The sequence below is a fragment of the Bacillus sp. MT(2024) genome (assembly GCF_036362845.1).
GTDB lineage: Bacteria > Bacillota > Bacilli > Bacillales > Bacillaceae > Bacillus > Bacillus velezensis.
In genome coordinates, this window is the sequence record NZ_CP143632.1 from 1,916,336 (window position 1) to 1,930,952 (window position 14,617).

The following is a 14,617-nucleotide window of genomic DNA, read 5'->3' on the forward strand; positions in this document are numbered from 1 at the left end:
GCCGGATGTTACAGATTCCGCGCCAAGCGTCTTCCGCTGTTTGCAATGATGTCCAGTATGACCTCAGCATTTTGCTGTGCAAAGGCGGGTTCAAACATATCTTTATGGGCTCCCTCGCCCTGATATTCCTGGTAGAGTCCCGTTGTGGCGCCTTCCCATTTTTTCGGCTCAGACTCAGCATTGTGCTCTTCCTTTAAGCCGGCCTCGATAAAATGGAGGTTTGCCGCGATTTGGCCGTCATTTATCAGTTCCGCCCAGTACGTTTGATAGCGCTCTGTTTTTCTGATGACCGCTTCCCTGACGGCTTCCGGGACATTTTCGGCTGTTGCGTTTGTTGGCTGCTGCGGCAGTGCGTCAAGCTTTCTGTACGCGTCTGCGATAATGACGTCGCTGATTTCTAAGCCTCGCTTTTCCATCGCTTTTGCAGCCTCGAATGCCGTATTGCCGCCTGCCGAATATCCGAAGAGGATATAAGGGCCTTCCGGCTGGATTTCCAGCATTTTATCAATGTATTGTTCCATTCTGCTGTCTTCTTCAATAAAGTTAAAACCGTACACAGCAGCCCGTCCATTTAATGCCGCCGCCAGATCTTTAAAGAAAATGCCGAAACCTGAGATTGGCGGAAAACAGAAAAGATTGCGGCCTTTCGGCTGATTCAGTCTGCTGATATGCTGTTCGGCAGCTTCTGACAGTGTGTTTGAATACAGCTTTTCAGCCAATTGTTCAATTGTCGGATATTCAAATATCATTTCAATCGGGACGTCCATCTGCTGCCTGGTCTTCAGCTGATGAATCACTTGCAATGCTTTCAAAGAATGGCCGCCCAGCTCAAAGAAGTCATCCTGTATGCCCAGCTCTCCGCAGCCGAGGATCGGCGTCCAAATGTCGATCAGCTCACGCTCTACCCAGTTTCGTGGCGGAACGGCTTTTGATGAAGCTTTTTTCCGGTCCGGCGCAGGCAGCCCGCGGCGGTCCACTTTGCCGTTTGCGGTAAGCGGCATACGGTCAAGCTTCATCACATACTGCGGAATCATATAGTCGGGAAGCGACCTGGCCAATAGGGATCGAATGGCTCTTTCTTCAGCATGTGCGCCTGTATAATACGCACAAAGGGTTGCTTCTTGTCCTTCGTCTGACACGATGACTGCCGCTTCCCTGATTCCATCAATTTCAGTCAGCCGCGCTTCAATTTCGGCCGGCTCGATACGCTTCCCGCGAATCTTGAATTGACGGTCGATACGGCTGATGTATCCGATGCTTCCATCAGGCAGCCAGTGTGCCAAATCCCCTGTTCTGTAGATCTTTTCTTCAGGATGAACCGGATGGCTGACAAACGCTTCACTTGTTAAATCAGGCCTGTTTAAATAGCCTTTGGCAACCCCGTCCCCGCCGACACAAAGCTCACCGGGCACGCCGATCGGCGCAAGTCCGCCATTTTTATCAATGATATACGCGGTTGAATTGCTGATCGGTTTTCCGATTGGGATCGGCTGAGAAAAATCGTGCCTGATTTCGTAAAAGGTAGAAAATGTCGTATTTTCCGTCGGCCCGTATATGTTATAAAGGCTGAGATTCGGACAGCGGTGTCTGACCTTATTGATGAGCGCCGGGGACAATGCTTCTCCGCCGACATATAAGGTGTGCAATCCGGAAAACATCTCCGGATCCGCCTGGGCAAACTGGTTAAAGAGCGCCGTCGTCAAAAACAGAATCGTAATACGATTGGAACAAAGATAATTGCCGAACCTCTCAGGGGCAAGCATTGTCGTGCGGTCAACCACATGAAGGCACGCTCCGTTCAATAGCGCTCCGAAGATTTCAAACGTCACTGCGTCAAAACCGATGGACCCTGTCAGAATGAGACGGTCCGTCGTGCCGGCTGACGTGTAATTGCTGTTTGACACGAGCGATACGACGTTGCGGTTGGAAATCATCACGCCCTTCGGTTTTCCTGTTGAACCGGATGTATACATAATATAGGCAAGGTCCTCAGGTGACGTTACGGTATTCAGTTTTCCCGCCTCAGCTGTTTGTTTTTCAGCTGCAGCCGGGATAGAGATGATGTGAGAAAAGTCAACGTCAGTCTCAATCCCTTTTTGTACCGTTAACAGCTGTGCTCCGCTCTCAGTGAGCATATCGGCGATCCTGTCGGATGGCAGTTCTGCATCGAGCGGAAGGTACGTCCCTCCCGCTTTCAATACAGCGAGAACAGCGATGATAAATTCCGGTGAGCGTTCGGCAAGAATCCCGGCAATTCCTTTTGGCGCCAAACCGTTTTCCAGCAGGATGCGGGCGAACGCAGTTGACCGTTCATCGAGCTCCCGGTACGTCATCGTCAGCCCGCCGGCGTGAAGCGCCTGATGATCCGGGGTTTTCTTCACCTGTCGGCTGAACAGGCTGATGATGCTTTCGTCTCTTTCATAAATTGTTTTCGTGTCATTAAATTCGCCGATTATTCTTGATTTTTCCTTTTGTCCGAGCATCGGAAGCCGATCAGCGGGAACATCGGGATTGAAGGCGGCGCCGCGCAGCGCTTCTTCCAAGTGTCCTTTTACGCTCTCTATCCATACTTCGTCATAAACGTTCGCATTGTAGCTGAATTTGATGATCAGCTCATCGCCGGGCGCTATGATGAGGTTAAAATCGTAGCCCGATTGTTCCGAAACATTGACATTCCCGATCCGGAACGGTGCATCCGATTCCTTTTCCGCGTCTCTCATCTGCTGCTGAATCGGATAATTTTCAAACACGATGATATGGTCGATTAAATCCTGTTTCAGCTCAGTCTGAGATTGGATGTCAGCAAGCGGATGATAACTGAACGCCTCTGAATCAAGCATTTCTTTCTGGCTGCGGCCCAGCAGTTCTCTAAAGCTTTCGTCACCCGTTTTAATGCGTACCGGCACGGTATTGATAAACAGCCCGATCATGCTTTCCACGCCGTCAATGACGGAAGGCCGCCCTGATACGACGGCGCCGAATACGGCATCGTCCATCCGGTTGTAGCGCTGCAGCATCAGGCCCCATACAGTCTGCATAAGAACCGCGAGCGTAGCGCCCTCTTCTTTGGCGATGGTTTTCAGCCTGTCTGTCAGATTTTGATCTAAAGAAAACAGGAGCTCTTTCTTACGGTAGCCTTTTTCCTGGGGACGGGCCGATATTTTCGGGAGTCCTGAGGGTGTCTCGCAGCCTGCTAAATATCCTTTCCAATACTCAGAAGCCGCGTCTTTGTCCTGATCAGTCAGCCATGTAATATACGTGCTGTAAGGCTTTGCGGGCGCCAGTGTGACGGGTGAGCCTGATTCAATCGCCCGGTACATATGCATGAATTCCTGAAGGACGATGCCGAGGCACCAGCCGTCCATAAGGATGTGATGGTGGCTCCAGACGCATACATATTTTTCGTCAGCCGTTTTAAACAAAGACACACGCATCAGCATATCCTTTTGCAAGTCAAAGCCTTTTAAGCGGTCACGTTCCTTAAATCGCTGTAAGTAGGCGCTCTGTTCCGCTTCATCCAAATGTGTAAGATCTTCGCGGTGCAGCCGGAATTCCCGCTCACGCAGCACGACTTGGCGGGGGCCGTTCAGCTGAGCGACATGAGGTAAAAAAACCGTTCTGAAAATATCGTGACGGCTGATGACAGACTGTACGCTTTGCTCAAACAATTCCGGACGAAGCCGGCCTTTTATGGTGAAGACGGATTGCTCGATATATGCAGCCCCCTCCTTTTGCAGAAAGGAATGAAAAAGCATTCCTTCCTGCATTCGGCTGAGGGGATAAATATTTTGGATATTTTTTGTTTTGTCCATGTGTTCCTCCCGCTCGGTTTAGTGGAAGCTGAGTAAGTCGGCAATATCCTGCAATGCTTCCTCAGTCAGCTCCCGATCATCAAAATCACTGACGGTCTTCTCCGTATCGGTTTTGCTGAGGCAGTGTTCCGACAGTTTCAGGAGATAATACCGGCAGCTTTCGGACAGCCGTTCGATCGTACCTTGCCGGAAGCGTTCCGTTTCATAGGAAATGCTGACGGTCATCCGGCCTTTTGCCGCAATCGCGCTGATTTCAAGTGACTGCTCCCGTTTCCATGTATCTGTGACATCATCTCCGCCTCCCAAAGGAGAAAACTGAAACGCGTCAGGCTGTTCCGTTTCTGCCGAATTCCGGCCGGGCGCATCGAATTGTCCGAGATAATTAAAGCTGATCTCCGGTGCTTTCCCGAAAGTCATCCCGGCAAGCTTCGGCGGTGTTAAATATTTGAGGACGCCGTATCCGTTCCCTTTATCCGGAATGCGCCGCAATGTGTCTTTAACGGTTTTCAATGTGCGAATTTCATATTCTTCAAGAGGTTCATAAACTCCGCTCCGGACAAGCACCGGGTAAATGGAAGTGAACCACCCCACTGTCCTGCTGATGTCCGCACCTGCCTGCTCCGATTGGCGTCCGTGTCCTTCAAGGGCGATTTTCAAAGCGTGCCGCGGCGACCACTTTTGAACGGCAAGCACGGCGGAAGCCAACAGCACATCTTGCGTATCCGTATTGTAGGCGCTGTGCACATCTTTCAACAGGGCGTCCGTTTCACTTTCTGTCAGAGTGAAGGATACCGTGTTCCGTTTTTTTGCAGGAGTTTGAGATAGATCTGCCTGCTCGTAAGGAAGACTTTCTGTTTCATAGTGTTCAATCTCCCGCCAATACTCCGCCTGCTGAAGAAGCTGTCTGCTTTCGGCATAATCGGCCAGCTGCTCCGTATATGTTTTGAATGACATGGTTTTCGGAGGGAGTTTGATTTCCTGACCAGAGGCGGCCTGCTCATAAGCAGAAGCCAAGTCTTCCAATAAAATCCGCCATGATATCCCGTCGACAGCGAGATGATGGACGGTCAGAAACAAGTAATCTTCTGCTTCAGATCGGAACAGCCCCGCCTGTACCAACGGCCCGTTCTCCAAATCCATGTTTCTCTGAAGCTCTGCGACGCGGCGTTTTATAACACGTTCCTTCTCATGCTCATCGCCTTCCGTTTCTAATATGGTCAGGTTGTAAAGCTGCTCATCTGCGAGGTCAGCCGGTCTGTTGAAGAGGAGAAGACCTTTCTCTTCGTCTTTTTTGCAGACAAGGCGCAAGGCATCATGATGAACGGTAATGGCTTTTAACGTTTTCCTCAGAGCCTCTTCATCTATTGAATTTGTTCTCGTCAGCATGACGGACTGGTTAAAATGATTTGCTTCCTTCATGTCTTGTGTGAAGAACCATTTGTGAACCGGCGACCACTTCACTTCTCCTTCTGCGGGAGCTTGGCTGACCGGCTGCCGCTCTGTACGGACATAAGGAGCCAGCTCTCTAATTGTCGGCCGGCTGAAAATATCTTTTACGGCGATCTGTTTTCCTGCCTGATGTAATCGGGCTGATACTTGCAGGGCTTTGATGGAATCGCCGCCCAGTTCAAAAAATGATTGATCCGCGGCAATGTTTTCAGTTCCGAGCACTTCGCTCCAAATCGCGGAAAGCTCTTTTTCCAAGTCGCTTTCAGGCTCCGTAAATGCCCGTCCGGTGTGCGCTTTTTTCCGCGGCTCAGGAAGCGCGCGGCGGTCAAGCTTCCCGTTCGGTGTGACAGGCAGGGCTTCAAGTGTTTCAAAGAACGCCGGCACCATATAAGCGGGCATTTCATTTCTGAGTGCCTGTTGCACGGTTTCACTTTCTGTTCCTTCTTCTGTCACGATATAAGCGCATAGTTCCGTTTGGCCTGCTGATGCGGACAGAGCGGTAACGGCTGCTTCCTTGACACCTTTTATGCCTGTTAAGGCTGATTCAATTTCTTTCAGTTCCACCCGGTAGCCTCTGATTTTGACTTGCTCGTCCATTCGGCCGATATATTGCAGCGTGCCGTCCGGCAGCCATTTTGCCAGATCGCCCGTGCGGTACATGCGCCGGTTCTTGTGGAACGGATCTTGGACAAAGGCTTGGGCCGTTTGCTTAGGAAGATTGCGGTACCCTCTTGCAAGGCCGGAACCCGAAATGCAAAGTTCTCCCGTTACACCGATCGGCTGCGGGTGATCCCCGTTTAAAATATAAACGTGTGAATGCTCAATCGGACGGCCGATCGTAATGTTCTCACTTTGTTCTATATGTCTTGCCGCTGTAGTGGCGACGCTGTTTTCCGTCGGGCCGTACTCATTGGCAAGCTCCGTGTGAGGACAAACTGATAAACTGCGGCTGATAATGTTTTGGTCGACAGCTTCTCCAGCTAATGTGGTAATTCTGAGAGACTCTGCATCCCCCGGCTCCAGTACGTCAAGCAGTGTACGGTACAGTACGGGAACAATGATCATATGAGTGATGCGGTAAGATGCAAGATAGTGTTTAATGGCAAGAATATCTCTTGCTTCATCTTCAGCTGGAACGGCCGCCTTCGCACCTGAAATCAGCGGTGTGAACATACTTGTTACAAAACCGTCAAAGGAAAATGAAAAAAGCTGAAGAACCGTATCTTTCTCATTCAGATCATAAAATCCGCTTCGCCATTGAAGGGTTTGGCTGACGGAACGATGTTCGACCATAACCCCTTTCGGCCTGCCTGTCGTCCCGGACGTGTAAATGATGTAAGCCAAATCTTCCGGTGCTGATAATGGCTGAACCGGTGATGCGTCTTGTTCTTGGATATCCTCCAGTGCGAGCACTTCACCTTTAAAATGATCAGGCACTTGGTCTATTGCGCCGTGTACGGTAAGGAGAAGCGCTGTGCCGCTGTCTGAGATGATATATTGCTTGCGTTCCTCCGGATATTCAGGATCTATCGGGACGTAGGCGCCCCCGGCTTTCCAAACCCCGAAGACTGCGGCGACTTGTTCCGGTGATCTTGGTATTACAATGCCGACGGCGGCATCCGGTCCGATCTGCCGTTTTTGCAGAGCTCTGGCGATTTTATTCGACCATTCATCTAATTCTTTATATGTGACCAACCTTTCCCCGCTGATAAGGGCTGCCGCATCCGGTGTTTTTCGCGCCTGGGTGATGAACAGTTCATGAACTGTTTTTTCAGGCAGCTGTTTATCCGCCGTGCCGTTAAAGTCCGAAAGAATTCGGTCCCGTTCCGGAGCAGTCAGCATGCTGATCGCTTGTATAGAAGTTTCCGGTTCACGGACAATGTGTTCAAGCATCGTCATAAAGTGGGAAGCCCAGCGCTGCATCGTTTCTTTCCGGAATAAAGACGCCGCATATTCAAACAGAAAATGAATCTGTCCCCCGCCTTCAGAAGCCTGCAAAGTGACATCAAATTTGGAAACCGGACGGGACACGTCCGCAGGCTGAATATGCAAACCGTCCAACAGCAATTCCTCATGCTCCATATTCTGAACGACAAGCATGGCATCAAACAGCGGATTACGGCTTGTGTCCCGCTGCACGCCGAGCCGTTCCACCAGCTCTTCAAACGGATAGTCCTGATGTTCATACGCCTCAAGCGCCGCCTGGCGGACTTCCGCCAAGTAATCGGTGAACCGTTTGTCCCCTTTCGGCTCCGTTCTGATGGCGAGCGTGTTGACGAACATGCCGAGAATCGGTTCAAGGTCTTTGTGCGGACGCCCGGCAATCGGCGAGCCGACGATGATGTCTTCCTGCCCGCTCAATCTCGCGAGTAACGTATTGTACGCGGCGAGAAGCACCATATACAAAGTGGAGCCGTGATCCCGGGCGATGCGGTGAAGGCCGAATGCCGTTTCAGCATCAAGCGTGCACGATACGCTGCCGCCCGCAAAGCTTCTGACAGCCGGACGGGGCTTGTCAGCCGGAAGCTCAAGCACCGGAAGCTCTCCTTCTAGCCGCTTTAGCCAATACGCTTCCTGCTTCTGATACCCTTCTTTCTCCTGAAACGACCGCTGCCAGACGGCATAGTCTTTATATTGAAGGCGCATCGGCGCAAGCGAACGGCCTGCGTACAGCTCGCCGAATTCTTTAATCAAGGTGTTGACGGACACACCGTCAGAAATAATATGATGCATATCCGTTAACAAAAGATGGCGTTCGTCCGATTCTTTCACGAGGGCCGCACGGAAGAGCGGCGCTTCCTCCAGACAAAACGGCCGGACGAATGCGTCAGCTGACTCGGCCTCATCGAGCTTAAACGGCACGCTGTCATGGATGCGCTGCACCGGTTCGCCGTCAGGCCCCGTTTCAAAGGACGTTCTGAGCGACTCGTGCCGCTCCACAAGCTGCCGGAACGTCTCCTCCAGCCGGACACGGTCAAGCGGGCCCGTCAGTTCCAGCACAGCCGGCATATTGTAGCCGACACCGCCGTCTTCAAGCTGCTGGAGCACATACATCCGTTTCTGCGCCGAAGACACCGGGTAGGTATCTTGTGTTTGCGCAGGCTGAATCGCTTCATACGGGCTCTCTTCCAATTCCTGAATAACCGAAGCGAGCTCTTCCACCGTCGGCCGGGCGAAGATGTCCTGTAACGGCACCTGAACACCGAACTCCTTGGCGATGCGGGATACGAGAGCCGTCGCTTTTAACGAATGGCCGCCCCGCTCAAAAAAGTGATCCCGGATGCCGACGGGTCCGTTTTTCAGCACCTCTTCCCAAAGAGCGCAAAGCTTCATTTCCGTGACGTTCCGCGGGGCTGTGTACGCCCGTCTGTCTGCCGATCTGCCGGGAGCCGGCAGCGCGCGGCGGTCAAGCTTTCCGCTCGGCGTGACCGGCCATTCGCTCATCTCTATAAACTGAGCCGGCATCATGTAGGCCGGAAGGCGTGCCGCAAGCTCCGCCCGCACGTCATCGCTTTTTCGTCCTTCAATATAGGCGTAAAGTGCGGTTTCGCCGTGTTCGGTCCGGGCGGTGACCGCCGCCTCACGAATGCCGTCGATGCGCCGGATCGCCGCTTCGATCTCCCCCGGTTCAATCCGGTAGCCGCGGACTTTCACTTGTCCGTCTGAACGCCCGAGCCATTCAACAAGGCCGTCTTCTGTCCAGCGTGCGATATCACCCGTCTGATACATGCGTTCTCCCGGATAAAACGGATCATCGAGAAAGCGCTCCTCCGTCAGCTCAGGCCGGTTCAGATAGCCCCGGGCCACGCCTGTCCCCGCGATATACAGCTCTCCGATACAGCCCGGCGGCAGAAGCTGTCTCTTTTGATTTAAAATATACAGCCGCATGTTATGTCCGGAAATGCCGATCGGAACATTGTGAAATTCCTTTCCTTGCGGCAAATCAAAGTACGCCGCTTCTACCGTCGCTTCCGTCGGACCGTAGGAATTTGTCAATTCCGTTCCCGGCAGAAGGTCATAAAAACGGGAAACCAAGTGCGGGCCCAATTGTTCGCCGCCGGAAAAAACCCTTTTCAAGCAGGTCTTTTTGATCGGCTGTTTTCTGAAATTTATATATTCCAAGAAAGCATGAAGCATGGATGGCACAAAATGAGCTGCCGTTATGCGGTTTTTCTCCAATGCGTTCAGTATCATTTCAGGGTCTTTCTCGCCGCCTTGCGGAAGGAGAAAAACAGAAGCTCCCGCGATCGGCCACCAAAACAGCTCCCAAATCGAAGCATCGAAAGAGTATGATGTTTTATGCAGAATGGTGTCGGAATCATTTAATCCATAACGCGTTTGCAGCGAGTATAAAAAGTTTACGGCTGACTGATGTTCAACCTGCACGCCTTTTGGGCGTCCCGTAGAACCGGATGTATAGATGATATAAGCCAATGAATCAGGTTTCACCGGAACATTGGGGTTGGCCGCAGCTTCCGGGTTTCCTGTTTGCCCGCTTTTCAGAGAGATCGTTTCTCCCTCAAAAAGATCTGGTGCGAAAAGTTCTGGTTCTGCCAGTAAGAATTTCACGCCGCTGTCTTTCAGTAAAAAGCGAATCCGCTCTTCCGGATAATCCGGATCAATCGGCAGATATGCACCGCCTGCTTTTAAGACAGCGTAAATGCCGATCAGCATGTCAGGAGAACGCCGGCCCATAATGGCAGTTTTATCCTCCAGCCTTATTCCCCGCTTGATCAGCCGGTGCGCAAGCTCATTCGCTCTTTCGTTCAGCTCCTGATACGTAATCGAAATGTCATCAGTTAAAATCGCCGGACGGTCCGGCGTTTTTTCCGCCTGTTGTTCCAGCAGATCATGAAGAGGCTGATGAAGCGGAAACGCCGTTTTCTGCAAGGGGCTGAATTCTTGAAGCAGAGACACTTCTTCTTTTTCTGACAAAACAGAAATATCGTCTAATTCCAAACCCGGATCAGCTGCGGCGTTTTCGGCAAGTGTCGTGAAAAATTCCGCCCATTTTCGAATCGTTTTTCTCTCAAACAAATCGGTACTGTATTCAAACTGGCAGTACAATTCACCGGCGTTTTCGGAGATGTACAGCGATAAGTCAAATTTAGAAATCGGCAGGCTGACGTCTGCCGGCTGCAGTTCAAGTCCGGCTGCCCTTAGCTTCTGCTGTTCCATATTTTGCAGCGCAAATGTTGTGTCAAACAGCGGATTTCGGGACATGTCCCGCGGCACACCGAGCTTATCGACGAGCTCTTCTAACGGGTAATCCTGATGTTCGTAAGCCTCAAGCGCTGTTTGGCGAATTTCCTTTAAATATTCTTTGAACGTCATGCTTCCGTCGGGACGCGTCCTGAAAGCGAGCGTATTGACAAACATGCCCAGAACGGCGTCAAGGTCGGCATGAGGCCTTCCTGCAATCGGAGACCCGACAATCATATCTTCCTGTCCGCTTAAACGGGCTAACAGAACCGTGTACACACCGAGCAGCGTCATATAAAGTGTGCATTTGTTTTCTTTCGCCAGCTTTTTCAACTGTGCTGTATGTTTTTCGCTGATGACAAATGACACCCGGTCACCGGAAAAGCTCCGCACCGGGGGACGCGGCTTATCAGCCGGCAATTCAAGCACGGGAATCTCCCCGGCAAGCCGGTTCAGCCAGTACTCCTCTTGTTTCCGATATGCGGCGCCCGCCATAAATGATTGCTGCCAGACGGCATAATCTTTGTATTGAATCCGTAACGGCGGCAGACTTCTCTCGGCATACAGCTCACTGAATTCACGTATCAAAAGATTGACGGATACGCCGTCTGAAATAATATGATGCATGTCAGCTAAAAGCAGATGCCGGTCTTTTTCTATTTGGACAAATCCCGCCCGGAAAAGAGGCGCTTTACCGAGATCGAACGGCCGGATAAACGCTTCGGCTGATTGTTCTTTTGTAAATGCAAACGGCACTTCATCATGAATCCTCTGCACAGGCCGGCCGTTTTTTTCTTCAAAGGACGTTCTGAGCGGTTCATGCCGCCGGATCAGCTCCTTGAACACGGCTTCCATCCTGTCTCGGTCAAACGGCCCCTTCATTTCTAATACGGCTGGAATGTTATAGCTGACACCGCCATTTTCAAGCTGGTGAAGGACATACATCCGTTTTTGAGCGGATGAGACGGGATAAGTTTCTTTTGTTTCTGTCTTTTCTATGGATGCGAACGGATTCTCTTCTGCTTCACCGATGATTTTGGCGAGTTCTTCTACAGTCGGATAGCTGAAGACATCACTCAGCGGGATTTGCACGCTGCACTCTTTAGCTATTTTTGCAACGAGTGCCGTCGCCTTTAATGAATGGCCGCCAAGCTCGAAAAAGTGATCGTGAACGCCGATCGGGCCGGTTTGAAGCACTTCTTCCCATATGCGGGTAAGCTTCAGCTCGGTCACATTCCGTGGAGCTGTATATCGACGGCCCGCTGCGTACGCCGAAGCTTCCGGAAGGGCCCGCTGATCGACTTTGCCGTTTCCAGTGAGCGGAATCGCGTCAACGAAAGCCCATTTGACCGGAATCATATAATCAGGCAGCTCCTTGGCCAAATCACTTCGCAGCTGAGAAGGATCAGTCGCTTGTGAGACGCTGCAGTAGGCGCATAATTCATTTTCGCCCGACTCATTCGTTTGAATCAGCACGGCAGCTTCTTTCACGGCATGATGATTTGCCAGGACGGTTTCAATTTCCTTTGGTTCAATCCGGTACCCTCTGATCTTCACTTGATCATCTGTCCGGCCGATGTATTCAATTTGGCCGTCCGCACGCAGTCTTGCCAAATCTCCGGTCCGGTACATGACGGCGCCCGTTCTGAACGGATCCGGCAAAAATTTCTCTTCGGTCAGCGCCGGATTGTTCACATAGCCTCTTCCTGTATTCACTCCGGAAATATACAATTCTCCCGCAATTCCGAGAGGCTGAAGCTGTCTGTTTTTGCTGAGAATATACATCTTGTTATGATGGATCGGTTTCCCGATCGGCGGATGTTCAGGTATGTCATCTCCCGGAGAAATCGTATACGTTGAAACCACATGGGTTTCTGACGGGCCGTAATGATTATGCAAATGCATACCGTGTAAACGGAGCGTCTGCCTGAACAAACGTGAGATAGTCAGCTGCTCCCCGGCCGTAATGACATGCTTCACACAGCGGGGAAAAGACTGTGCATAACCTTCTTCATTGAAAAGCATCTTGACAAACGCAGTCGGGAAAAACACCACCTCTGTTTTGTGCTGATCGATAAACGAATACAGCTGAGAAACATCCCGTTTGATTGATTCGGGCACGATACAAAGGGTGCCGCCGCTTAAGAGTACTGAAAATAACTCCTGATAGCAGACGTCAAACGCCAAAGATGCGTACTGCAGCACATTTGTGCAAAAATCAATGTCTGTGTTCGTCAATTGGTCAGAAAGAAGGTTGGCCATATTTTTATGTTCGAGCAGTACGCCCTTCGGTTTCCCTGTCGTACCGGATGTATAAATCATATAAAGGAGGTCGTCCGCCGTATTAATGGATTGCACATTGCTTCCGTCCGCTTCCGTCCCGGCCTCTTCTATATATGTAACCTGCAGCGTTTGTCCCGCGGGGAGTGACTGATGCCGCTCTGTTACAACATGGATGCAGCCGCTGTTTTCAATAACATATCGGATACGCTCCTTTGGACTGCCGGGATCTATCGGGACAAAGGCGCCGCCCGCTTTTAAAATACCGAGAACGGCCGCCGCTAAAGAAGGGGAACGGCCGAGCATGACGCCTACCGGCTCCTCCCGCTTTAATCCGCGTTTTTGCAGCAGACGGGCCAGCTTATTAGCCGATTCATTCAGCTCTTTGTACGTCACTGACCCGCCTTCATACCGGATCGCGATTTGATCCGGCGTTTGTGCGGCCTGCCGTTCAAACATCGCATGAATCGTGTCATACTCAGGCTTATCAGTTTCTTCAGAAATCGGAGCAAGCAGCTGCTCTTTTTCCTCAGGAGTGATGATTACAAGCTTATCCGGCGTGATATCAGGTTTGTCGAGAATCTGGGAAACGATATGTGTCAAATGACCTTTGATATTTTCGATAAATTGGCGGTCATACACGCTTGAATCGTATCTCATTTTCAAATGAATCTCGTCACCCGGCGCCACCATAAGATAAAAACTGTAATTGGTTTCGTCTTCCATGCTGAAATCATGGATGTGAAAAAGGTCTTTCGTGTCCCCCTTGCTGTTCAGTACATCAAGCTCCTGTTCAACCGGATAATTCTCAAAGACGAGAATATGGTCAATTAAGCCTTGTTTTACCTGTGAATTCGCCTGTATATCATAAAGCGGATGATAGCTGTATGCCTGTCCTTTCAAAGCGTCCTTTTGCACGTTTTTGATCAGCTTTTGAAACGGGATGTCCGCCCCGCTGATCCGGACAGGCACGGTATTAATGAACAGGCCGATCATTCGCTCGATGCCTTCGATTTCAGACGGCCTTCCGGAAATTACAGAACCAAAAACCGCATCTTCTGTCTGGTTATACGCCTGAAGCAAAATGCCCCAGAGCGTGTGGAAAATGGTGCTCAGCGTGACCTCTTCTTTCACGGCCAGATCTTTCAGCTTAGCCGTGTCCTCTTTTGAAAAGGAAAACGTCACTTCCTCTTGTCTGCTTTCGCCGGCTTTTTTCTGCTTCGGCAGAACAGTCTGCTGCTCAAAGCCTTCAAGGTATCGCTCCCAGTACGAAGCGGCTTTTTCTTTATCTTGCTCCATCAGCCACTTGATGTAGGTCCCGTACGGCACAGCAGGCTCAAGCGTTAACGGTGTCCGGCGAAGCCGCGAGGCATATATCTGGAAGAACTCTTTCAGCACGATCCCGAGACACCAGCCATCCATAATAATGTGATGAAAACTCCAAATGCACGTATATTCACATTCTCCGGTTTGAAGCAGCGTCACCCGCATCAGCATGTCTTTTTGCAGGTGAAATCCTTTCTTTCGGTCTCTTCGTTTGGCTTCTTCAATATGCTTGATTTGATCAGCCTTGTTTAAATTGGTGAGATTTTCCTCAATGATGCTGACGTTCCGCTCTTTTAATACGACCTGCTGCGGCACTGACACGTTCTGGCTGATAAAGATCGTTCTGAAAATATCATGTCTTTCGAAAAGGGCATGAACGCTCTCTTCAAACACGCGGGTGTCAACCTTCCCTGTTATTGAAAAAGAGGCCTGCTCGGCGTAAGCTTGTGATTCCTTTTGCAGGAGGGAATGAAAAAGCATTCCTTCCTGCATATAAGACAGCGGATAAATATCCTGAATTGCATTCTTTTTTGTCATGTTATAATCTC

Annotated in this window: 2 protein-coding genes; both read right to left on the reverse strand. The window is 50.7% G+C overall.

What is annotated here, in order from left to right:
• Window positions 1-8: 8 nt before the first annotated feature.
• Window positions 9-3,812, reverse strand: coding sequence for a non-ribosomal peptide synthetase (locus VP472_RS09225; protein ID WP_146276900.1), 3,804 nt, complete (start codon window positions 3,810-3,812; stop codon window positions 9-11).
• An 18-nt stretch (window positions 3,813-3,830) separates the two neighbouring features.
• On the reverse strand, window positions 3,831-14,606 hold the full coding sequence (locus VP472_RS09230; protein ID WP_153986664.1) for a non-ribosomal peptide synthetase: 10,776 nt from the start codon (window positions 14,604-14,606) through the stop codon (window positions 3,831-3,833).
• Between the last annotated feature and the right edge of the window lie 11 nt (window positions 14,607-14,617).

Bases quoted from the DNA above. Each gene is read 5' to 3' on its own strand.
- VP472_RS09225 (WP_146276900.1), bottom strand. From the start codon at position 3,812: ATGGACAAAACAAAAAATATCCAAAATATTTATCCCCTCAGCCGAATG.
- VP472_RS09230 (WP_153986664.1), bottom strand. From the start codon at position 14,606: ATGACAAAAAAGAATGCAATTCAGGATATTTATCCGCTGTCTTATATG.